Genomic DNA, 24,285 nt, shown 5'->3' on the forward strand with positions numbered 1-24,285 from the left:
CTAGTGATTCCCTATTATTTTTTGTTGTAATCTATTTTTTTCTGCATTTACCTCACCTGCCAGCAAATGGGCAACGACTCTTTCCATTTTCATGAAGCGTGAGCCTTTGACCAACACTATCGTGTCAGCCGCAGTTTGCGCATCCAGGTTCTGGCACAGGTTTTCCAGGCTGGCGAAGTGCTGCGCGCCGACACCATAAGCTTGCGCAGCATGGGTAACCAGCTCGCCCAGCAAGAACAATTTTTTGATGCCACGCTGCTGCGCATACTCACCAATTTCATGATGGAATTGCGCGCCGTTTTCACCAACTTCACCCATGTCTCCAAGCACCAGCGCAGTGTCACCACCAATTTGTGCCAGTACATCTATCGCGGCACGTACTGAATCGGGATTGGCGTTATAACTGTCATCAATCACCGTCGCGCCACTTTGTGCTTGCTTGCGTTGCAGGCGACCATTCACGGGTGCGAAATTTTCCAGACCCGCAACGATGGCTTCTTTGCTGACACCTGTCGCATGGCAGCAAGCTGCAGCGGCAAGTGCATTCAAGACATTGTGCTGGCCTGCTGCATTCAAGCGTACTGACAAGACCTGGCCAGCCATGTTGATTTGCAGGTCACTGCCAAACACACTAGGCAGGTAAGTGGCATGCACATCTGCATCGGCTGTCAAACCAAAGGTCAGGGTTTTACGCTGGCCACGTTCAGACGCAAAGGATTGCCATAAGCCTGTGTAAGTATCATTGGCAGGAAATACAGCCACACCATCATCTGGCAGGCACTGTATTGCCACGCCGTTTTCGCGCGCTACTGCTTCCACGCTTTGCATGAATTCCTGATGTTCGCGCTGGGCATTGTTGACCAGTGCCACGGTAGGCATAGCGGCAGATGCCAGCAAGGCGATTTCACCAGGATGGTTCATGCCCATTTCTATGACGGCTGCCTTGTGTCCTGCATGTAATTGCATGATGGTCAGAGGCACACCGATTTCATTATTCAAATTACCTGCAGTCGCCAGGCGGCCATCTGTACCAAAGGCTGCGGCCAATATCGAAGAAATCATTTCCTTGACGGTGGTCTTGCCATTACTGCCAGTCACACCAATGACAGGCAGTTCAAATTTTTGACGCCAGAAGCGGCCCACTTTTACCAGCGCCAGTTTGCTGTCTGCTACCTGCAAGGCTGGCAGACTGAAGTCTGCTGGCAGGTGTTCAGCGATCACTGCTGCCGCGCCGGCAGCCGCTACTTGCGGCAAAAAGTCATGCGCATCAAAATTTTCACCACGCAAGGCGACGAACAGATCGCCAGCACCAACTTTGCGGCTGTCAGTAGTCAGGCCAGTGATACGGGTAATAACACCGGCATCACCTGTCAACTTCGCCGCTGGCAAGGCGGCCTGCAATTCCTGAAGAGTAAACTCCATCAGCTCCCCCTCTTCATATTACCGCTGGTTGCCACGGTAGCGAGTGAGAGGGCGGCATGCTCTTCATCAGAGAATGGCCATTTTTTTCCATTGATATCCTGATAGGTTTCATGTCCTTTGCCTGCCAGCAAAACCACGTCATGATGATCAGCATGCTTGATCGCATACAGGATTGCATTGGCGCGGTCTTCGATGACTTGCGGCGTGCTTGTCATGCCTTTCAGGATGTCTTGAATGATCTGCGTAGGATTTTCACTGCGCGGATTATCGCTGGTGACGACAACATGCTGCGCCAGTTCAGCAATCTTGCCCATTTGTGGACGCTTGCCCGGATCACGGTCACCACCACAACCAAACACGCACCACAAAGCCCCCGTTCTTTCTTGCGCAACTTGCTGCAAGGCTTCGATGGTTTTTTCCAGCGCATCTGGTGTGTGCGCATAATCAATGACGACCATGACATGACCGGCAGTACCCAGCAATTGCATGCGACCAGGAACAGGCGTCAGTTTTTCTATGATGCCCACCGCCTTGTTCAGGGCGATGCCCTTGCTCAGCAAGACAGCGAGTACCGCCAGGATATTGCTGACATTGAACTTGCCTATGAGCTGGGTCTTTACTTGCGCCGCGCCAAATGGACACTCAAGATGGAAGCTGGTGCCTGCGTAGCTGGTTTTCAGATTGCTGGCGACCAGTGCATCTATGCCTGACACCAAGTCTTTTTCCAGGCTATAGCCCAGCAGTTTTGTAGCTGGCTGACTGGCTTGCAAATGCTTTACCAATTCCAGGCCATAGGCATCATCCAGATTGATGACAGCAGTACCCAAACCCTGCCATTCAAACAGTCTGGTTTTCGCCGCAGCATAGCCCTGCATATCACCGTGATAATCCAGGTGATCACGCGTCAGATTGGTCAGTACAGCGACATCAAAATGCAAGCCATTAAGACGACCTTGATGCAAACCTATGGAAGAAGCCTCTATCGCAAGTGCCTGCGCGCCATCGCGCTGCAAGTCTGCCAGCTTTTGCTGCAAACCTATGGCGTCTGGCGTGGTGTAACCAGTCTCTGCCAGTTGCCCCAGCATGCCATTGCGGTACTGGCCTATGCCCAGCGTGCCGATCACCGCAGCAGGTGTGCCGCTCAGTGACAAGGCCCTGGCTATCCACTGTGAGCAAGAAGTCTTGCCATTGGTGCCGGTGACGGCGACATTGAACCAGCCATCGTCAGGCTGACCATACCAGGCATGGGCTACACGACCAACTACATCCTGCAAATTATCTACAGCCAGATGAGGGATATTTAGTGCTTCATCCCACACAAAATTATCAGCCTCATACACCACTGCAACTGCACCATTGGCAATTGCATGGGCTATGTGCGCACGGCCATCAGTAATGTGGGTGCGCAAGGCGAAGAAGACATCCCCTGTTTGTATGGAGCGGGAATCTGAGCTCAATTGCGCATTCGGCGCATGCAGCTTCAGCCAGTCCAGCGTTGCTATTATCATTGTATTTTTCTGTGTCATTACATGCTTTCCTGTACGCCTTCTTCAGGAATAATGCTGGTGACGGAAGAGTCTGGCTGCACATTCAGTGAGCGCAAGACATTCGCCATAATTGCTGCAAACACCGGTGCTGCGACCGGGCCTGCAAAGTGTCCCCCAGCAGTTGGTTCATCCACCATCACCGCTACAATCACACGTGGATTGGAAACGGGAGCGAAACCAACGAAATCAAGCAGATATTTATTCACGTAACGGCCACCCTCAAGTTTATGAGCAGTGCCTGTTTTACCAGCTACACGGTAACCAGCGATACGCGCCTGAGGGGCAGTGCCGCCCGGCTCTGTCACAGTTTCCAACATCATGCGCACTTGTTTCGAGGTCTTTTCAGAGATCACACGTGAACCTTGTGGCATTTCCGCTGATTTTTGAAAAGTCAGCGGAATCATGTCACCATTTCTGGCAAAAATCATATAAGCGCGCGCCATCTGTATCAGCGATACCGAGATGCCATGACCATAGCTCATGGTCGCCTGCTCAATGGGACGCCAGTTCTTGTAATTGCGCAAACGCCCGGCAACGGCACCGGGGAAACCGAATTTGGGTTGCTGGCCAAAACCCAGGGTAGTGAACATTTCCCACATCTCTTGCGGGTGCATCTGCAAGGCCATTTTCACCGTGCCGATATTCGATGATTTTTGTATGACTTGCGCGACTGTCAGTGAGCCTTGTTTGTGGGCATCATGTATCAGGTTCGGACCTATGGCCATGACGCCAGGCGCAGTCTGGAAAACGGTATCAGGTGTGACGCGGCCAGTTTCCAGTGCCAGGGCTACTGTCACTGGTTTCATGGTGGAACCAGGCTCAAAGGTATCGGTCATGACACGGTTGCGCAATTGCGCACCAGTCAGCACCGACCTGTCATTCGGGTTATAGGTAGGCAAGTTCACCAGCGCCAGCACTTCACCGGTTTGCACATCCAGTACCACGGCACCACCGGCCTTGGCCTTGTGTTTTTCCAGTGCTTCTTTCAAATGCGTAAACGCAATGTATTGAATCTTGCTGTCGATCGACAGTGTCAGATCCTTGCCATCATGCGGTTCGCGCACGGCTTGTATATCTTCAACAATATGGCCCAGTCTGTCCTTGATGACACGGCGACTCCCGGTCTTGCCCGCCAGGTTTTTTTCCGATGCCAGCTCTATACCTTCTTGTCCTACGTCTTCTACATTGGTGAAGCCGACCACATGGGCCATGACTTCCCCTTCTGGATAAAAGCGCTTGTATTCTTTGCGGGTTTCTATCCCGGCGATGTTCAGTGCCACGACCTTGTCAGAGATGGCAGGCTCGACCTGGCGTTTCAGATAGACGAACTGACGGTCAGAATCAAGCTTCTTGCGCAATTCTGCTTCTGTCATATCCAGCAATTTGGCCAGTTGTTGTATTTTTTCTTTTGGTGCTTCCAGTACATCATCCGGGATAGCCCAGATGGCTTTTACTGGTACTGACGATGCCAGTACCTGGCCGTTACGGTCAGTGATCTTGCCACGGGTGGCTGGCAACTCCAGCGTACGGGCGTAACGATTGGCACCTTGCTGCTTCAAGAAATCATTGGTAAACCCTTGCAGATACAGGGCTTTGGCAATCAGCGCGATAAACGCTGCAAACAATAAAAACAGCACAAAACGCGAACGCCAGGCAGGCAGCTTCACGTCCAGCACAGGGCTGGAAGAAAAGGCGACGCCGCGTGCAGCGGCGGTACGGGATGTACTTGCTGATCTGCTCATTTTGTCTCCACCGCTTTCAGGTACTGAGTACGGTCAGGTGTGACTGCCACCATATTCAACTCTCGCGCCGCCGTTGCTTCTATGCGTGCATGCTTGCCAAAAGTGGACTGATCGAGTTTCAGTTGCGTCCATTGCAATTCATATTGCTTGCTTAAACTTTGTTCACGCTCCAGCTCTATAAACAGGCGACGTGCCTGATACTGCGCATTAATCAATGACAGGGCACAGGCGATCAATGCCGCTGCCAGGATAATGTTCCAGCGGGTACTCATGCACCCACCTCAGGCAAACGTTCCGCCACCCGCAAAATTGCCGAACGCGAACGCGGATTGGCACTCACCTCAGCCTCGGTAGGCTTGATGCGGTTCAGCAAGCGCATTTGCGGTTTCGGCAAATCGATATGGCGTATCGGTAGACGGCGGTCAGGCTGCTCCACCTTGACCTTGGAAGCAAAGAACTGCTTCACGATGCGGTCTTCGAGTGAATGAAAACTGATCACCGACATGCGCCCATACGGGGCCAATGCTTCATACGCCGCAGCCAAACCTATTTCGAGATCTTCAAGCTCCTGATTGATGAAAATCCGTATAGCCTGAAAGGTGCGAGTTGCCGGGTCTTTACCCTTCTCGCGAGTTTTGACGGCGTGTGCGACGATTTCTGCGAGCTGTCGTGTTCCACGAATGGCGTCTGTCTTCCTGCGAGCAACAATCGCCTTTGCAATCTGAAAAGCAAACCGTTCTTCCCCATAATTTTTTATAACCTCCGTAATTTGTTCTTCTTCGGCAGTCGCCAGCCATTCGGCAGCCGAAATGCCACGCGTGGTATCCATACGCATGTCCAGCGGACCATCTGATCTGAAACTGAAACCCCGGCTGGCATCATCCACTTGCGGGGATGAAATACCCAAATCCATCAAGATGCCATCGACCTTGACTACACCACAGTCAGGCAAGGCCTCACCGATGGCTGCAAAACTGTCATGTACGATATGAAAACGCGGGTCTTTTATTTCTGCTGCACTGGCAATCGCCTGGGTATCTTTGTCAAAAGCAATCAGGCGGCCATTGCTGCCCAGTTGCGACAAGATCAGGCGGCTATGTCCGCCACGGCCAAAGGTGCCGTCTACATAAATCCCGCTGGCACGCTGGTCTGCGATGCCGAGGGCGTCTACAGCCTCATGCAACAGCACAGTCTGGTGCGTAAAATCTGCCGCTTGCTGAATACTCATTGCCTGCGATCAGAAAGAAAAATTGTTTAATACATCAGGAGCGCCGCCAGCTATGGCTTTCGCTTCGTTTTCTGCCAGCTTGGCAGCATCCCAAATCTCAAAATGGCTGCCCATGCCGAGCAGCATGACATCACGCTGCATGCCTACGGCACTGCGCAACTCAGGTGCAACCAAGATGCGGCCAGCACCATCCATGTCGACGTCAAAGGCATTGCCTAGAAAAATACGCTTCCAGTCGCGCGCCTGAATTGGCCAGGCGGCGATTTGTTCACGGTGGGATTCCCAGGTAGGGCGTGGAAAAAGCAAGAGGCAACCGTCAGGGTGACGGGTCAGGGTAATCCGGCCTTCGCACTGCACATTGAGCGCGTCACGGTGCCGGGCAGGGATGGACATCCTGCCTTTTGCATCGAGATTGAGTGAGGATGCCCCCTGAAACACGCTATCTACCTTCTTCCTGAAAATCTGTATGTCTGTCCAAGCATGGAATGTAAGCGAAATTGGAAATTCTATGCCACAAAATTACACTTTTTCACACTATTGCCCACTTTAGAGGATGACTTGAACTCGGTCAAGCGTATTTGAGGAGTAATTTGGGAAAATTTCTAATGAAGTCAATGACTTAGCGCCAACACTTGAGGTGACGCTCAGCAAACCTCAGACAATTTATCCTGATAAATTAGGTACTTACACTGGATAGTGAAAGTAGCGCCTTACATATAACCATGTGTTTATCCCGGACTGTTGCGTTTTGGGATGGAAGACTTAAGGAAAATGCCTGCAAGAAAGAGGAGATCGCCGCTTTTTAGCCGCTGAAGTGACAATTTATAAACGTTGATTTACTGAGGAGGATGGACACGGGGGCAGATTATCGCTGAAAACTGGCCTGCACGGGCAGGTTTTCACGCCAAAAGCAGGTGAATTAGTGAGCTAATTCAGCGCTGCATGCCAGGCTGGCAGCGTTACGATATACAGCTATTAAGTTTCCCTTCTTTGACGCTGTAATAATTGCAAAAATTCCTTGTCCGGAACAGCCTTGCTGAAATAGAAACCCTGGAACTCATCACATTTGCATTCACGCAAGGTTTCCAGCTGTATGGCTGAATCCACGCCTTCGGCAATCACCTTGATGCCCAGGGTATGTGCCATGGCGACTATGGCCAGCACGATGGCGGTGTCATTCGGGTCTTCCGGGATGTCTTTAATGAAGGAACGGTCTACCTTGACGCTATCAACAGGGAAGCGCTTCAAGTAAGCCAGCGAGGAATAGCCTGTACCAAAATCATCTATTGAGAGTGTAAAACCAGCTTCCTTGAGACCATCCATGAGCAAAATGGCTTGCTCACGGTTATGCATGACCATGCTTTCGGTAATCTCAAACTCGATGGAATTGGCAGGCACGCGCCAGAAATCGACGACGCTCTTGACCTCTTCCAGCATGTGCGCATCGTTGAACTGTGCGCCAGACAGATTGATTGCCACCCGGCCAAAATCCTTGTCAACATTACGGAAACTCAAGATGTCGCGACAGGCAATGTCGAGTACCAGCATACCCAGGCGAGCGATCAGGCCCGCCTCTTCTGCCAGGGAGATGAATTCCACCGGTGACAATACCCCACGCTCAGGATGGTTCCAGCGTACCAGCGCCTCGGCACCGACGATGCGTTCGGTTTTGACATCCAGCTTGGGCTGGTAATGGACGACGAACTCGCGTCGCTCCAGTGCCTTGCGCAAGCGTGCTTCAAAGGCCAGCCTCTCGACGGTATGGGTATTCATTTCAGAGGCATAGAACTGGTAATTATCCTTGCCCTTGTTTTTTGCCTTGTACATGGCAATGTCGGCATTTTTCAACAGGGTCTGGGCATCCCTGCCATCAGCCGGGAAGGTGGCTATCCCTATGCTGGCGCTGAGTTGGCATTCTTGCCCATCTATCTCAAAAGGCTGGGCAGCAGCATACAAGAGCTTGTCAGCAACATCACCAAGGTCACGCGCCTCGCTGAACTGGTCTATCAGGAGGATGAATTCGTCACCGCCTATCCTGGCAATGATGTCGGATTCGCGCAGGCATTGCCGGAAACTGAGTGCAATAGTGCGCAAGACATTGTCGCCCTCGTCATGACCAAAAGTGTCATTGATGTTTTTAAACCGATCCAGGTCAAGGAATAGCACCGCCAACTGGCTGCGGTTACGCTCTGCAATGGCCAGTGAACGCGCCAGATGCTGGTTATACAGAAAGCGGTTAGGCAGACCCGTCAGCTCATCATAATGGGCGAGCTGCATGATTTTCTTTTCGGAGCGGCGACCTTCTATGGCAATGCCGGCAATATCGACCGTGATCCTGACCAGGCCCAGGTCTTTTTCGCTGAGCGGTTCACGGCTGTATGAAAACAGGCTGAAGCTGCCGAGTAACTGGCCGTTCTTGCCAAAGATGGGCCAGGCTGAGCAAGAAGAAAATTCAACCAGGGTTTCCACCCCATTCACGAATTGCATGGCAGGTGCCTGTAAAAACTCACGCAACCAGACAGGCTCCATGGTCAGTGCGGTTTCAGACCAGATGCCGCTACCGTGGGTTACTGTCATGCCAGGTATCTGGGCCAGCAAGACTTCGGGGAAGCGACTACCGGTAGCATGGGCAAAGCTACGCCTGTCATCGGCCAGCAGCTGTATGCCACAACGCCAATGAGGGCACAGTTTTTCAACAAACTGGCTGATGGCTTCCAGTATGGAAGTCAGCTCTTCTTCACCACCGATAAGTTTCAGCAGGCGGTTTTGTCCGGCGATCAGTAATTCGCTATATTTGCGCGCATTGATATCACGCTCCACACAAAACAAGAGCATTTCACCATCAACTTCAACCCGGCTCAAGGAAATTTCTGTGTGCTGTATCTGGTCATTCCTGACCGTCACCCATTCAAAACGCTGTGGCTGCCCTTTAAAGGCCTGGTCTATCAGGGTAGCTACCAGCACATCCTTGTCCTGGGAGGCATAACCGGTCACGGACTGTATACTGGGTGAAAAACTGCCTACCTTGCGTCCTATCACTTCTTCCTGGCTATTGACACCAAAGAAGGCAACGGCGGCCGGGTTGCAATCAACATAGATATAGTCGCGGCTGATGAGCAGGATGGCATCTTGCGCGCCCTGATAAATGAGCCGGTAACGGCTCTCGCTGGCTTCCAGGCGGTTCCTGGAGTCACGTAAATGGCGAATTTGCCATAACAACATCAATGCCAGTAAAAATATGAAGCCCGCCGTTGCCGCTGTCACCATGATCTTTTGTGTGACCCTGGCATTCCAGTCTGTCAATATGACGTTGCTCTCGCGTGCATAGACCAGGATTAAAGGAAAATCACTGATTTTGCGATAACTGATCAACCAGGCCTTGCCTTCTTCATCTTCATCCCTTAGCGCGCCTTCCGGCGCCTTATTGCGGATGACGTTATTCACCACAGCCTTGGAATAATCACGCTCCTTCAGGCCAGCCGCAGCCAATTTTCTACCAGATTCATCATACAAGACGATGCTGGCACCGCTGCCAAGGGCAATACGTTCATAGAATTCATAGAGATAGCGAAGCTGGATATCAGCCTGTATCAAACCAGCGCGTTGACCATTTTTATCAAAAAAATTTTTAAGTACCGGCAAAATCCACTGACCGGTCTCGCTCAATTGATAAGCGTCACCCAGCACTACCCTGGTATCTTCAGGATGTTCAAGTAAAAATTTTATATGGCGCAGCTCTTCGACCTTGTCAGGCGCAGATATATTTACCTGGCTGGACGCCAGCCATTTACCCTGTGAGTCGAATACGGAAAGCGCATGTATGGGTTCAGATTCCTGCCTTTGCATGGCGAGGATTTGCTGCAACTGCCCGGCATCAGCAATCGATATTTTGGTTTCCGAGAGGACTTCTTCACTTGCCACCGTAGTGACACGCACCACACCACGCATGACTTCGCTGACATGCTCTTCAAGCATGCGTACTGCCAGGAAATTATGTTCCTGTGCAGCATTGATGGTCAGCGTTTTATCTTGGGCTATAGACCACCAGCTCTGCCCTATGATCGCGACTGCAATCAGGCAGATGCAAATAGCGAATGCCAGTATAGGCACATCGCGCTCTTTCTTTAGACCGCCAGTCTCCATGCGTTTTGCAATTTTGTAGATACAGCGTCAGTAGAACTTATTGCACCAGTGTACCACTGGTATTTTCAGAACAAGGACTTGCTTGCAAGGAATGATGCTTGATGGCGACAATCTGGGGCAGACTGCGGCATATTACGAGGCGGCAAGGGACTTGCCTGGTGGAAATGCAAAATAAATGAAGCAGGCCGATAGGCCGGATTTTGTTACGGCATAGACATTGCTGCCGTCTGCTATGACAATCATTCCTCTAGGCGACGGATTACTCCGCCGCTCAAGCTTTCTACCCGCACGCTCCGCGAGCAACATCAACGCGTGCCTATTTGAAATTGCTCCGGGTGGAGGTTACCGCGTTTCACCGTAACTTAATACGCTCGTCTCTGTGGCCCTATTCCTCGTCTTATACCAAAACTTGCGCCCTGGCTTTCAACGTACGGCCGTTAGCCGTCACCCTGCTCTATGGAGTCCGGACCTTCCTCCCGTCACCTTGATTACTCAAGGCAACCAGCGATTGTCTGGCCTGCTTCGGGCACTATTGTACCTTACTCGTACCCCACTCAGCGATAATTCAGTTCCTAACCCTCATTTACGATGCAAATTAAGCAGGCTTTCTGGTAGCGTACTGCTTTTACTTTTTATCATTGTCTATCATGCTGAAATCACGTTCTGGCGGCCAGTTGATTGTGGATGCCCTGCAGATCCACGGTGTCGATACCATCTTTGGTGTACCTGGCGAGAGTTATTTGCCAGTGCTGGATGCCCTGCATGACAGCCCCATACGCTTCATCATCAACCGCCAGGAAGGCGGCGCTGCCTTCATGGCTGACGCCTATGGCAAGATGACAGGCAAACCCGGCATCTGCTTTGTCACCCGCGGGCCGGGTGCGACCAACGCCTCTATTGGTGTGCATACGGCTTATCAGGATTCCACACCAATGATTTTGTTCATAGGCCAGGTCGGCAATGATTTTGTCGAGCGTGAAGCTTTCCAGGAAATTGATTACCGCCGCATGTTTGGCCAGATGGCGAAATGGGTAGCCCAGATAGACCGCGCGGACCGCGTGCCTGAATACATCGCCCGCGCCTTCCAGGTCGCCACCAGCGGCCGCCCTGGACCGGTGGTGCTGGCATTGCCGGAAGATATGCTGGCTCAGGTGGCCGAAGTCGCCGACACCCGTCATTACACACCGGTGCAGGCATCCGCCTCGCCACAGCAACTGGCGCAACTGCGCAATATGCTGACCGTGTCGCAACGCCCTGTGCTGTTACTCGGTGGCAGCGGCTGGGACCAGGCAGCCTGTCAGCACATCAGCGAATTCGCTACCAGCAATCACTTGCCTGTAGCCTGCGCCTTCCGCTTCCAGGATTTGATGGACAATGCCCACCCCAACTACATAGGTGATGTAGGCATAGGCATCAATCCCAAGCTGGCGCAAAGACTGAAAGATGCCGACCTGATAATTGCCATAGGCCCGCGCCTGGGTGAAATGACCACTAGCGGTTACAGCGTGCTGGAAGCACCGATACCCAAACAGAAACTGGTGCACATCCACAGTGACGCACTGGAGCTTGGCCGCGTATATCAGGCTGACCTGATGATCAACAGCGGCATGAAGGAAATTGCCGAAGCACTGGCAGAGATGGAAGGCCTGGATGCCGCCACCAAGTGGAAGGCAACAGTCAGCGAAGCACGGGCCGACTTGCTGGCCTGGCAAACCGAACCTGCAATTTTCGCCGAAGAAAATGCCCCGTTGAACCTGTGGCAAGTGGTGCAGGACATCAAGCACCTGGCACCCAAAGACACCATCATCACCAATGGCGCAGGCAATTACGCGACCTGGGCACACCGCTACTTCCCTTACGGTGGCATGCGCACGCAGTTGGCCCCGACCTCTGGCGCAATGGGTTATAGCGTGCCATCTGGTGTTGCCGCCAAGATCATAGACCCGCAACGCACCGTCATTACCTTTGCTGGTGACGGTGAATACCTGATGAATGGCCAGGAACTGGCAACTGCCGTGCAATACAAGGCAGGCGTGGTCATCATCGTCTTTAACAACGGCATGTATGGCACCATACGCATGCACCAGGAAAAAGAATTCCCGGCGCGCGTGTCTGGTACGGAATTGCACAACCCGGACTTTGCCGCCCTGGCCCGGGCTTTTGGTGGCAGTGGTGAAATTGTCAGTACCACGGCAGAATTTGCCCCGGCGCTGGAAAGAGCACTGGCCCATAGCCGCGAGCACAATCTGCCTGCGCTTATAGAACTGCGTTATGACGGCAACCTGATCACGCCAGGTGCGACGCTGGAAACTTTGCGCAAGGCAGCGCAGGATTCGGGTAAATAAATATAGCAATTCAGTAAGAAATGCGCCGCTATTCCCTGCGAGGGATAGCGGCGAAATCAGGCGAAGCTAAGCGGTCACCTGCAAGCGGCCTGCAGCCCGGCGCGCCAGCCATAACTTCGTCAATCCCCACATCACAACCAAGGCAAACAACCAGGCCAGATAGCAAACCAGGAGCGAAGCTTCATACTCCGGCGTCGCCTCAGGCTTGCGAAAATCCACTATCTGCCCATAACGTAGCTGCATATAAACCCAGCCCAGGGCATGAATCAATGCAATGTGCACCAGATAAAAGAACATGGGTGTCTTGCCAAACAACATCAGCAGCGGTAAAGGTTTTCGCACATACTTATCCATCAAGGCCAATGTGCCCAAACCTATGCTGAGCGTGATGCACAGGTAAAGCAGGGAGGGTGGATATTTATGTACCTTCATGAAAGACATGAAGTCATAGAACCAGCCCTTGCCCTGTGCCGACCAAAAATCAGGGTCGCCATAATAATTACCGCTGCGCAAAATCACGAAACTCACAAACAGGGTAGCCGCAGCTGAGAACAGGAAACGCTGGCGCTTGTCAGCTTCCCACAACATCACCGGCCCCAGCGCATAACCAGCCGCCATCAAGCCTATCCAGGGCATGAGCGGGTAGGCAAAGACAATACCCAACTTATCAGTCAGGGGATAAAAGCCGCCCTGGTGCCAGGCCATGAACAAGACATGGCTGCCTTTGGCATGCATGCCATCGAGCAGGTTATGCGGCAATATCAATGCTGCTGCAACCAGGGCAATCGCCCAGCGCGGCAACCAGATCAGCAAGCCCAGCGCCATCATCGCCACACCTATCGCCCAGATCACCTGCAAGATGAACACATTGAAATCAAATTGCCAACTGAAGCTGACCCAGGTGCATTCCAGAAAAACCAGCAAGGCACCACGACTTAGCAGATAGCGCGTCATATCTTTTTTATCACGCTGCTGCGCCCGCAAAAAGGCCGACATGCCCGCCAGAGTCACGAAGATGGGCGCGCATAAATGGGTGATCCAGCGCGTCCAGAACCAGCCTGGCGAGCCTTGCTGCAAATCCAGTGGATCAAATGGAGTGACCGCAAAAAAGTCGCGGGTATGATCCAGCGCCATCAGTACGATGACCAGACCGCGCAAGAGGTCTATGGCTTGTAGCCGGTTTTGTCGCATCATGGCGTATCCCCCGTCTGCGACCAGGCGCAGTTTTTATTTTAATGCAGCAATTCTATCCAGCACTCACAGCCCGCAGCAAAGTATTTCAAGTCAGGAAAAGAAAAAAGCGCCCATTTGTTGCCAAATGAGCGCCATGATTAAAACCAGTTAACACAAATAAGATGCTTACTCTTCATCCTTCAGCCGTCCGCCCTTGAGTTGTTGCAAGCGCTGCTTCTCTTGCCTGCGTTCGGTACGCTTGGGATTGAGTGCACCATGGACACCGGCATTACGTTGTTTTGCCACTACTGCCAGTGGATTGCGTGGCTTGGGCAATTTGATTGTGAGTTTCATCTCTTATCCTTTCACGCAAACGACTTGACGCAAGGTATGCACAACTTCAACCAGATCACGCTGATGCGCCATGACTGCATCGATATCCTTATACGCTGCAGGAATTTCATCGACTACGCCTTTATCCTTGCGACATTCTATACCCTGAGTCTGGGCTGCCAGGTCATCAGCATCATACGTCTCCCTCGCCTCACCCCGGCTCATCCTGCGCCCCGCCCCATGAGAACAGGAACAGAATGACTCAGGATTACCCTTGCCCCTGACGATATAACTACGTGCGCCCATGCTGCCAGGAATAATCCCCATCTCGCCCATGCGGGCAGAAATAGCTCCCTTGCGGGTAATGAAGAGGTTTTCATTACCATGGGTTTCTTGCGACACATAATTGTGATGGCAATTGATGGCTTCACCATCAAGCTTGAAACTGGTGACTTCTTTTTCCAGCACAGCCAGTGCCCTGCGCATCATCTCGCTACGGTTGGCCAGCGCATAATCCTGCGCCCACTGCACCGCTTCAACATAGTCGTCAAACAATTCCGAGCCTTCAGTGAAATAAGACAAGTCCTTGTCCGGCAAATGTATCTGGTGCCGCCACATTTCTTTCCTGGCGGCCCAGATAAAATGTCGCCCTATGACATTGCCCACGCCGCGCGAGCCGGAATGCAGCATGATCCAGACGCGCTGCTCTTCATCGATACACACTTCAATGAAGTGATTGCCGCCACCCAGGGTACCCAACTGGCATATCCAGGTCTGGTAAAACTTTGGCAGCATTTTCATGATGCTTTTGTGCTTGGCAACGATCTTGTCCAGCCTGTCATTCAAGGGCTTGCCCACCCTGACCAGCGCAGACCCGCGCATCCGGTTCCATGCATGCTGGCGAAAACCGACAGGTATCTCGGCTTCCAGGGCACTGCGCAGTTTCGCCAGATTATCTGGCAACTGGCTGGCAGTCAAAGTCGTGCGCACGGCATTCATGCCACAACCTATATCGACACCCACGGCACCAGGGATAATGGCTGCACGGGTAGGTATCACACTGCCTACCGTGGCACCCACACCCGCATGCACATCAGGCATGGCCGCCACGTAAGGATGGACGATGTTTAAATTAGCGATATTGAGCAACTGCTGTATCGCAGTGTGATCAACATCATCGGTAAATATATGCACAGGCACTTTGGCCTTGTGCAAACTTTGAGCTATAGGCATACAATTTTCCTTCTTGTGATGCCGGTGTTTTTTCAGCCAGTTGTTCACACCGAGTCAGCAAATCCTGCTGCTGACATGAGACATATCTGGCTGCTTTTCTTCGTCAATAAGCCTGCGTATTTTTTTGAGCGAACACCATCCCTGCTCGCACCGCGCAAGGCAATGCAAGTTCTGGCGTTCCAACAAAAAATCAGCGTTTTGAAAAGTAAAAAACCCCGACGAGTTTCCTCACCGGGGTTTTCAAAAAAACGACCGGCTCGGGTTGGCGATTTGCCTTAACCCCGAGCGTCGTGCACGGGGCTAAAAGTATTGATTGTTCTTACTAGCCGTATTCCGTGGCATGGCCGTTCCTTTCTTGAATTGGGTGTTGATGAAAAATCGGAAAAAATCGAATTGCTGCGGATTTCTAAATTGCTGCATATCGAAGAGACTAGATTCTGCACGAGATTAAATTACTGTGTCAACAAAAATTATTTTTATCGACGAAAAATCCACAAAAATCATTGAGCAAAAAATGCCAATGACTGAGTGGATTTTTTTAAACGGGTTGGAACATAGTCAGCGTGTGGTAGTCAAGTTTGCAGTATGCAATTTCAACAGTGCGATGTGATGGGCTGAGTTGTCATTTGTTGGCGCTGCCCATCGCGCTCGGTTAGCGATCCCAGTATATTTTCCACCCCCTGTCATCGGGCCGGGGTTCCACGCTCACCCTATGTTCCAAAAACTTTACAAGCTCATTTACAACACTACCTGCCAGTTACTTTCCTGGATTTTCGCATTCAATTCACGCAAATGTCTGGCCAGATCTTCTGACTGCTTCTGCAATTTCTTCACATCGAATACAGACACCCATTTTATTTCACGCGCGCTATAGCGATCTGGTTCTTTATGTGTCGACCCTATGGCTGCCTGCAACAAGGCATGGCGCTGTATCAAACTATCGCGCTCAGCGATGGCGGCTGTCAGGCTACGGCCATCTGGCAGTTTGTTGCTCATGTTCGCCGCATTGATTGCCAGTACCAGTTTTTCCAACTCTGTGGTCACGGTATAAGCCTCCAGCAATAAGGCTTCAGGATCTTCCTGAGGCGTATTGCCTTCCTGTACCAGACCATTGCGCACTATGCGTTCACGCATGGATGCCAGTTTTTTCTGTAAATCACCTCGTAATAACAAGGCTTCTGCAAGTTTCATATTAAACCTCTGCTTAATCGGTTTTTCGTATATAGCGAACCAAAGTTAGTCATACCCAAGCTTGATAAACTTGTGATTCGCAAATTTTAAAATGCATGCTGTGCATATCACTCAGGGCTCTATGAGAATTTTCATAGTATCCACTCATTGTTCGACCGCCATTTTCAGATCCAAGTGCTACTTTCCATTCGGTTGCAATTATTTGCGCCGCTTGCAAAGTAAGTACGACCAGTTCTGGCCAGTTATCCACCTGATGCTCCAGCAGAAAACTCGTCAATATCTGCTTTCCATTTTTTGAATTGTGAACTGACGTGGTGATATCAATCGCCGTTGTCTTCATGAGTCGCTGTAATTTTTTCATAAAAACACCAAAATGCGGCCCGCCATAGGACACTAGCCAATATGAACGTTTCATTCCAGTCTTTTCCTCTTTTTCATGATCTGGGTAATTATTTAATCACACACAAAAAACCTTTCTCATCCTCAGAAAATTCAGTACGAACTGGCAAAAACCTGGCGATCACGTCGGCATTAGTTTTGGCATGCTGCGATATCACGCTGGAGGTAAAACTACCACCACCCGCCAGTGCAAATGGCAGCATGACCTGGTCTGCCAGGTGCTCACCCAAAGCAGCACCGGATGCGACATACTCACGCAATTCCTGCACCGTGCGTTTGGCGACATTTTCTGCCTTGACGGCTTTTTCACCAAAACCGCAAAACACTTCGGTAACCTGTTCATGTTCCAGCGTAATCAGCAGCACATTGCCGGGCCCCTGGTCATTGCTAAGGCCACGTACCAGCAATTGATCGGCATTCCAGCCCATGCCGGCGCCTACGCATTCAAGCTCCCGTTTGGCGACATCGACAGGTACACCGGCGACAAAGCTCTCGGCGTAGCCTTTGAGTCTTTCACCGCGTTCCAGCAGATCAATTTTCTTCAACTGTTTGCATGGTTGTACCTGGGCGACGATTTCACCACCACCGGCAGGGACGAAACCATAGCGCTTCAATTCAAAGCTGACATCTGCACCCATTTGCTGCAATACCCGGCCATAGGCCTTTTGCAAGAATTGTGCAGGCGGTGCCATGTCATTGTGCGTGCCACCAGTGATTTTGATGGTCGATGGTTTATCGGCATACAGCAAAGCAGGTATCAGTGTTTGCAACACCAGGGTACAACTACCAGCACTGCCGATAGCGAACTGGTAAGTGCCACCATAGATACCCGATGGAATAAATTCCAGCGTGGTCGAGCCCAGCTCTGCACCAGTCACCTGTGCACCACTGACAGCCGCAGCCGATTGCACCGCAACCAAGTGCTGACGCAGCAAACCAGGCTTGGCGCGGCCAGCACGGATATTGATGATGCGAAACGGTTGACCAGTAATCATGGACAGGCTCAAAGACGTACGCAATATCTGCCCACCACCCTCACCCAAAGAGCCATCCAGCTCTATCATTTTCTTATTCATTATTTTTATTTTCAATTCAAATCAAGTTCAAGACCATTAACCACAGAGGCACAGAGACACAGAGAAATTCAAGAGAGAGTCATTGCCTGAAAACTGTACGCAGAAATAAAATGAATGGATCTTCTTCTGTTTTTCTCTGTGACTCTGTGTCTCTGTGTTGAGAGGTCTTAGGCTTGCAAACCAAATCAACCCTTAACGCAAACAACCTGCTTCAATACGTGCACCACATCCACCAGGGCAGTCTGGGCCAGCATCACGGCGTCGATATCTTTATATGCCATAGGGATTTCATCAATCACGTTGGCATCTTTACGGCATTCCACACCTTCGGTTGCGGCGATCTGATCAGCAACAGTGTACAACTTCTTGGCTGCGGTACGGCTCATGGTACGGCCTGCGCCGTGGCTGCAGCTATGAAAGCTTTCTTCATTTCCTTTACCACGCACGATGAAGCTTTTGGCTCCCATGGAACCAGGGATAATCCCCAGCTCACCGGAACGCGCAGATACCGCACCTTTACGGGTTACCAATACATCTTTACCGAAGTGATGCTCTTTCTGTACATAGTTATGGTGGCAGTTTACCGCTTCTACATGGGTCTCAAACGGTTTACTGATCACGGTACGCACAGCAGCAATCAAATTCAGCATCATCACTTCACGGTTCATACGCGCAAATTTCTGCGCCCAGCCTACTGCCTCAATGTAGTCCTTGTAATGCTGGGTGCCTTCTGGCAAATAAGCCAGATCCTGATCAGGCAAGTTAATGAAATGGGTACGCATATCCTGCTTGGCCAATTCGATGAAATGGCTACCAATCGCATTACCTACACCGCGTGAACCGGAATGCAGCATAAACCATACGGCATTGGCTTCATCCAGGCATACTTCAACGAAGTGGTTACCACTACCCAAAGTCCCCAAATGACGGTAGTTATTGGTGTTTCTCAAACGCGGGGTTTTCAAACAGATTTCATCGAAACCATCTTTCAATTCTGCCCAGGCATTATCCACAGCGCTTGGTGGCGATTCCCATGAACCCTTATCGCGGCCTTTGAAGCTACGGGTCTTAGGCGACATACCATGCGGTATGGCTTTTTCTATTGCAGTACGCAAAGGGCCCAGGTTATCTGGCAAATCGTGTGCGAACAGGGTAGTCTTGGCAGCCATCATCCCGCAACCGATATCCACACCAACCGCCGCCGGGATCACTGCGCCCAGGGTAGGTATCACACTACCGATAGTAGAACCTTTACCCAGATGCACGTCTGGCATCACGGCAATATGTTTGTAGATGAAAGGCAAACGGGAGGTATTCGCCAATTGTTGTTTGGCTTCTTCCTCAACAGGAACACCTTTGGTCCACATTTTGATAGGACGACCATCTTTGTACTGCACTACATCATAATCTTCGTGTTTCATATTTTTCTCTTTATTATTAAATTCTTTGGTGGCGACAAGGGGGTGATGAAACAAGCGCTCTACCACTGAGCTACACGGCGCCAGATTACGCCATGGCGGGAATCGAACCCACGACCTCCTCGTTCGTAGAGATGTAGTTTCATCAGCATTCGCCTAAACTTTTTTACTGCTACAACTATTAACCGTTGCCTCACTTCTCTTACTTTACAAGCTACCATTTTGGGGTGGCGACAATATTCGGTGAAATGTATGTGGTTACCCACAGGTGCTCTACCAACTGAGCTACACGAAACCGAGATTTCGTGACGGGCTTCGAACCCGCGACAGCCTCATTAAAAGTGATGTAATTTCACCAGCATTCGCCTAAAATTTTACTACTGCACAAGCTCTTTCATTTCCTCTTATTTCCTATTACTTGCGGCGACAAGGGTTTGTGAAACCGACGGCCGGGAGACTCGATGAAGAGTCAGTACCCAGGCTACACCAGACCATACTGAATCTGTTAACCACCTTAGGACCGTTGCACGTTCACTGGCATTCGCCTGGAAACTTTATTGTTTGTGCTTTGCTGCCAGACCACTCAAATGTGAGTCCCTGACCAGCTTCTTTCTTTGCTGCTCTTTCTTGCGACAAGGGCGACATCGAATAGCTACGCTATTGATATTCCCTTGCATGATTTCATACCACCATTTCTGCTGCTTGCCTGTCCATATCTGTGCGCATCCACAATCACGACAGTTGAAGGTATAGTCCACATAAAACAAGGGCAGAAAAATAGCATTCTTATTGTGACTTAATGCCTCACAATTAGCCATGACTGCTCCAATGGGTGCAGGCATCGCATAGACATCAAAACTTTCTTTCACAGGTATGCGGGCGTGCCGCTTTTCCATGATTTCTGCTCGTCTTTGTTTTCCACTTTTCATCACGTCCATACTTTAAAAATAAAACCCCGACAAGTGTTACCGGGATTTCTGCTTCACCCTTGCGGAATGAAACAGATTGGAGTCGCACCAATATAGTCTATGTAATCCTGATGGCATTCGGGTAAAACCAGATTGAACAAACCAGGACAAAATTTTGAAGTGAAGTCTCATTTTCGCAAAATGTAATCACGTCAGCATTCCTGTCTTATTCAAAACCTTTACAAATCTATTCCCTGAACCACCCTATGACAAGAATTGCTGTGAACATTGCAAATGTAGTCACATGAGCATTCATAGGGCATTCATAGGGCATTCAAGAAAACAAGCACAATGATATTTATTGAATATGGCATGACAAGAATAGAAAGTGATATTACGTTTCAAATGTAATCACGTCAGCATTCAAGCCATATTCAAAACCTGTACTGCGACATCTGATTGCGGTATTGAGAAACACGGTACGACAAGGTCTGCATGCGATTTTTTTGGATGTAATCGCCAGCGCATTCGTACTGCATTTCAAACTCAAGACCACACTCACATGGTTTTTGAAGCACGGCATGACAAGGTTTAAAGGTGATTTTACAGTGAGAGGTGTAATCACATTTGCATTCATGCTGCGTTCAAAAACTTTTATTACCTGGACTGGCGAGACTGTTACTGTATTTGCCCCGCCAGCGGTTCTCTAAATATCAATTGCCTTTACTTCACCTACCCAATGCTCTGCACTCAACTGGCCTGCAGAAAAGGCAGCGATGATTTTAAATACGGCATCAGAAAAACCACCTACATTCAAAATATCATCTCTTTCTGCTGCCTGTGTCGTGCCGTAAGGCGCAATGTCTATGCACACCAGCTTGGCTTGTGGATTGCGTTGTTTAAACACATTCCATTCGGCCATGGTGGCAGTGGAACGGCCACGGCTTGCATCCATCCATGATTCATTGTCAGAGACAAAGATCACAAGGTCAGCTTGCGCTTTCTCTTTGTTCAATTTCACCAGTGGTGCACTGCAATTGGTTCCACCACCACCTATCGCTGCCAGCTTCTGCGCATTGGTCATCACGCTGTCACGAGGGTTCAATTCACATTTCACAACCTGGTTTTCAAACGGCAAAACCAGAGTCGATGGATTCTTGCGCAGCATTGCTGCAGCGACCAGGGCGGCGATGTCTATGCAACGTACTGCTGTCGTTGCAGAGCCACGGTAACCTGTGACTGCAGATGACATGGAACCAGACACGTCAGCACATACCACGACCTTGCCAAATATTTCTGGCACATTACTCAAGGCGATTTCCATCGCATCCTGCAAGGCATTCTTGATGGGCAATGGCACTTCTTCATTCGCTGCCTTGTAAGCCGCCATCAACTGGTAAGGAAATACCTTGGCTTTGGCAATTGCCTCTGCATTATTCAATTTAGCGGCAATCAAGTCCACCATGCCTGGCAAGGCATATACACCATGACGGCCAAAGGTATTCAAGTTCATACGCAACATCTGCCAGCCAGCCTGACGGGCGATCTGTGCCCAGTCTTCTGTTGTCAAATCCATCGCTGTCAGCATCTGGAAAGGCACATCCGGCAATGCCAGGCTGCGGTCTTTCTTGAAAGCCTCAAACGCTGCTACGACTGGTGGCAAAGCCTCAGCCTTGTATGGCTTGCCTATCAACCAGGCGAAGAAAGCTTCGCGCCATGCCTCGACCGGTTTTGGATGCACCATTTTCACAACGTCTGCCAGTGATGGCGTAGTACCCACCGCTGCTGCCAGCAATTCTTTTTCGCTGGCAGTATTCAACCATGCCTGTACCAGCTTCTTAGGACGGCTACCCAGGGACTTACGACCTATCGCACCTGAACGCAGAATCTGCACAAAGTTACGCAGCATCTTGCCGTTATTCATCACTCGCTTGAAAGTACGTGGCAACTCGACTGCATTACGCATCGTCAGTGCTGCTACCAGCAAGGCTGGCATGTCTTTCATATAGCCACGCTCACGGCAATAGATCGCGGTTTGCGCTACAAACAGTGGCGTTACCTCTTTGGTCAATTCCAATACTGTTGCCAGTTGTGCTTCTGCACTGGCGTAGTAAGTCGCGTTCAGGCAACCAGTGGCTGCATACTGCGCCAGCTTGTGTTCAGCAGTGAACTTGTAGGCTGCAGCGCCGGAAAAATTTGCTGTATTTGTTGCATCTGTTACTGGCAAAAATTTATTTGTCAGTGAGTTTTTTAAACTCTGGAACAATTGAGTATTAACCATTTCATTTCCTCGCTATCTATTATTTTTATGTTTGAAGAGCTGTTTATTTACTCGCTCTTGCCCATCTCTATTGCAATGGGCGTGCCAGGTCTGCACCAACATCTAACAAGACGACTTAAGTTATTGATTTAAATAGATAAATACAGAATTCACCCGAAAACCATTGAAATGACTATACAAACTAATTTCATATATAATTATCCAAATAGATAAATTTTTATCAAATAATGATTAAGAAGAAAAAAGTCGTCATCGGTTTTATAGGCACGCAACTCGATAGTGGTCGTGGCAGTGGTCGCTGGGAAAAATGGCGGCCCACGGTTGCGCTGACCCAGCATGAGGATATCGTCATTGACCGCATTGATTTACTCTACAGCGGCCAGCATGAGTCCTTGCTCGCGCAACTGGAAAAGGACATAGCTGATACCTCGCCCGAGACCAAGGTATGCGCGCATCAGTTAGATATAAAAGATCCCTGGGATTTTGAAGACGTGTATGGCTGCCTGTTTGACTTTGCCAGGTCCTACCCTTTCGATACCGACAAAGAAGAATACTGGGTGCATATCACCACTGGCACCCACGTCGCGCAAATTTGCCTGTTCCTGATGACAGAAGCCAGCTACCTGCCCGGCAAGCTCTTGCAAACTTCGCCGCCACGGCGGCAGACCAAGGACAATTTTGGTGAGATGACCATCATCGATCTTGACCTGTCACGCTATGACCAGATCGCCCAGCGCTTCAGTCGTGAACAGGAAGAAGGCGTGGCTTTTTTAAAGTCTGGCATTGCCACTCGCAATGCGCGCTTTAATACCATGATAGATGAGATAGAGCGTGTCGCCATCAAGTCCAAAGCTGCCATCCTGCTGATGGGGCCGACTGGTGCGGGCAAATCTTTCCTGGCGCGGCGTATCTTTGAATTGAAAAAAGCCAGGCACAGGCTGGAAGGCAAGTTTGTCGAAGTCAACTGCGCTACCCTGCGTGGCGACGGCGCGGGCTCTACCCTGTTTGGTCATATCAAGGGTTCGTTCACCGGCGCAATGTCTGACCGCCCCGGTTTGTTGCGGACGGCGCATAAAGGCTTGCTGTTTCTCGATGAAATTGGTGAGCTGGGCCTGGATGAGCAAGCCATGCTGCTCAAGGCGGTGGAAGAAAAACGCTTCTTCCCGGTTGGTGGCGACCATGAAGTGCAAAGCGATTTCCAGCTGGTGGCGGGAACCAACCGTGATCTGGGCAAGGAAGTGGCAGCAGGCCGCTTTCGCGAAGATTTATATGCGCGTATCAATTTATGGTCATATGAATTGCCTGGCCTGAGTGGGCGGGTAGAGGACATTGCGCCGAATATCGATTATCTGCTATCGCAATACAGCGCCGAGAACGGGCAGATGGTACGCTTCAATAAAGAAGCGAAGGATAGTTATATGGAATTTGCCACTTCCGCACAGGCGGTGTGGGCAGGTAATTTCCGTGACTTATCAGCTTCAGTCACGCGCATGGCGACGCTGGCGGATGCAGGACGCATCAATGACCAGAATGCGGGTGAAGAAATCAAGCGACTGCAACGCCTGTGGTCGCATGCGCATGAAGGTGATGGCGGAAGCCATGAGCTGGATTTGCATGATTACCTGGATGCAGAGCAAGTCGCCCAACTGGATTTATTTGATGCAGTGCAATTACAAGCCGTGCTGGCGATATGTGTGCGTTCTAAAAACATGTCGGAAGCAGGCCGGAAATTGTTTGCCGCTTCGCGCAGCAACAAAGCCAACCCCAATGATGCAGACAGGCTCAAAAAATATCTCAACAAGTTTGGCTTGCAGTGGGATGCCCTGCATAAGAATTGATGACAGAA

The 24,285-nt window shown here is 50.5% G+C and carries 17 protein-coding genes, 1 other RNA gene and 1 pseudogene; 2 read left to right on the forward strand and 17 right to left on the reverse strand.

All coding sequences use genetic code 11. From position 1 onward, the window contains the following. The 8 genes from ACO0LD_RS17030 to rnpB form a co-directional block, all read right to left on the reverse strand. The gene (locus ACO0LD_RS17030) at positions 1-1,422 is read right to left on the reverse strand and encodes a UDP-N-acetylmuramoyl-tripeptide--D-alanyl-D-alanine ligase (protein WP_423008884.1); all 1,422 of its coding nucleotides are present in this window, start codon (positions 1,420-1,422) and stop codon (positions 1-3) included. Next, the gene (locus ACO0LD_RS17035; protein WP_423008886.1) at positions 1,422-2,948 is read right to left on the reverse strand and encodes a UDP-N-acetylmuramoyl-L-alanyl-D-glutamate--2,6-diaminopimelate ligase; all 1,527 of its coding nucleotides are present in this window, start codon (positions 2,946-2,948) and stop codon (positions 1,422-1,424) included. Before ACO0LD_RS17035 ends, ACO0LD_RS17030 begins: the two co-directional genes overlap by 1 nt. Next, the gene (locus ACO0LD_RS17040) at positions 2,948-4,711 is read right to left on the reverse strand and encodes a peptidoglycan D,D-transpeptidase FtsI family protein (protein WP_423008888.1); all 1,764 of its coding nucleotides are present in this window, start codon (positions 4,709-4,711) and stop codon (positions 2,948-2,950) included. Before ACO0LD_RS17040 ends, ACO0LD_RS17035 begins: the two co-directional genes overlap by 1 nt. Further along, positions 4,708-4,983, reverse strand: a complete 276-nt coding sequence (gene ftsL, locus ACO0LD_RS17045; protein WP_423008890.1) for a cell division protein FtsL — start codon at positions 4,981-4,983, stop codon at positions 4,708-4,710. The genes ACO0LD_RS17040 and ftsL overlap by 4 nt, the downstream gene beginning before the upstream one ends. Beyond that, on the reverse strand, positions 4,980-5,939 hold the full coding sequence (gene rsmH / locus ACO0LD_RS17050; protein ID WP_423008892.1) for a 16S rRNA (cytosine(1402)-N(4))-methyltransferase RsmH: 960 nt from the start codon (positions 5,937-5,939) through the stop codon (positions 4,980-4,982). The genes ftsL and rsmH overlap by 4 nt, the downstream gene beginning before the upstream one ends. A gap of 9 nt (positions 5,940-5,948) precedes the next feature. Continuing rightward, the gene (gene mraZ / locus ACO0LD_RS17055; protein WP_162039857.1) at positions 5,949-6,377 is read right to left on the reverse strand and encodes a division/cell wall cluster transcriptional repressor MraZ; all 429 of its coding nucleotides are present in this window, start codon (positions 6,375-6,377) and stop codon (positions 5,949-5,951) included. A 537-nt stretch (positions 6,378-6,914) separates the two neighbouring features. Beyond that, the gene (locus tag ACO0LD_RS17060) at positions 6,915-10,082 is read right to left on the reverse strand and encodes an EAL domain-containing protein (protein ID WP_423008894.1); all 3,168 of its coding nucleotides are present in this window, start codon (positions 10,080-10,082) and stop codon (positions 6,915-6,917) included. Positions 10,083-10,255: 173 nt separating this feature from the next. After that, positions 10,256-10,606, reverse strand: an RNA gene (gene rnpB / locus ACO0LD_RS17065) — RNase P RNA component class A. Between the two features lie 123 nt (positions 10,607-10,729). Between rnpB and ACO0LD_RS17070 the strand changes: the two genes are divergently transcribed. Further along, on the forward strand, positions 10,730-12,427 hold the full coding sequence (locus ACO0LD_RS17070; protein WP_423008896.1) for a thiamine pyrophosphate-binding protein: 1,698 nt from the start codon (positions 10,730-10,732) through the stop codon (positions 12,425-12,427). Positions 12,428-13,036: 609 nt separating this feature from the next. Here the strand turns inward: ACO0LD_RS17070 and ACO0LD_RS17075 are convergent. The 9 genes and pseudogenes from ACO0LD_RS17075 to ACO0LD_RS17115 all read right to left on the reverse strand — a co-directional run. Beyond that, a pseudogene (locus ACO0LD_RS17075) lies at positions 13,037-13,621 on the reverse strand (DUF1624 domain-containing protein); the annotation flags it as partial. A gap of 165 nt (positions 13,622-13,786) precedes the next feature. After that, positions 13,787-13,954: a hypothetical protein gene (locus ACO0LD_RS17080; RefSeq protein ID WP_423008898.1), complete on the reverse strand. Its 168-nt coding sequence runs from the start codon at positions 13,952-13,954 to the stop codon at positions 13,787-13,789. 3 nt (positions 13,955-13,957) lie between these two features. Further along, entirely contained in the window at positions 13,958-15,166 is a 1,209-nt protein-coding gene (locus ACO0LD_RS17085) for an RtcB family protein (protein WP_423008900.1), read from the reverse strand. 738 nt (positions 15,167-15,904) lie between these two features. Next, positions 15,905-16,357, reverse strand: a complete 453-nt coding sequence (locus ACO0LD_RS17090; protein WP_423008902.1) for a DIP1984 family protein — start codon at positions 16,355-16,357, stop codon at positions 15,905-15,907. Between the two features lie 49 nt (positions 16,358-16,406). After that, positions 16,407-16,772, reverse strand: a complete 366-nt coding sequence (locus ACO0LD_RS17095; RefSeq protein WP_423008904.1) for a hypothetical protein — start codon at positions 16,770-16,772, stop codon at positions 16,407-16,409. 34 nt (positions 16,773-16,806) lie between these two features. Continuing rightward, a complete protein-coding gene (rtcA, locus tag ACO0LD_RS17100; RefSeq protein ID WP_423008906.1) occupies positions 16,807-17,832 on the reverse strand; it encodes an RNA 3'-terminal phosphate cyclase in 1,026 nt (341 codons plus the stop codon). A 185-nt stretch (positions 17,833-18,017) separates the two neighbouring features. After that, entirely contained in the window at positions 18,018-19,253 is a 1,236-nt protein-coding gene (locus ACO0LD_RS17105) for an RtcB family protein (RefSeq protein WP_423008908.1), read from the reverse strand. Between the two features lie 551 nt (positions 19,254-19,804). Continuing rightward, positions 19,805-20,146 (reverse strand): zinc-ribbon domain containing protein, encoded by a 342-nt coding sequence (locus ACO0LD_RS17110; RefSeq protein WP_423008910.1) that lies wholly within the window; start codon positions 20,144-20,146, stop codon positions 19,805-19,807. A 718-nt stretch (positions 20,147-20,864) separates the two neighbouring features. After that, positions 20,865-22,439 (reverse strand): vWA domain-containing protein, encoded by a 1,575-nt coding sequence (locus tag ACO0LD_RS17115; protein ID WP_423008912.1) that lies wholly within the window; start codon positions 22,437-22,439, stop codon positions 20,865-20,867. A gap of 230 nt (positions 22,440-22,669) precedes the next feature. Between ACO0LD_RS17115 and rtcR the strand changes: the two genes are divergently transcribed. Beyond that, entirely contained in the window at positions 22,670-24,277 is a 1,608-nt protein-coding gene (gene rtcR / locus ACO0LD_RS17120) for an RNA repair transcriptional activator RtcR (RefSeq protein WP_423009274.1), read from the forward strand. The last annotated feature ends 8 nt before the right edge of the window (positions 24,278-24,285 follow it).

The sequence above is a fragment of the Undibacterium sp. Ji83W genome, assembly GCF_049340385.1.
Taxonomy (GTDB): Bacteria; Pseudomonadota; Gammaproteobacteria; order Burkholderiales; family Burkholderiaceae_D; genus Undibacterium.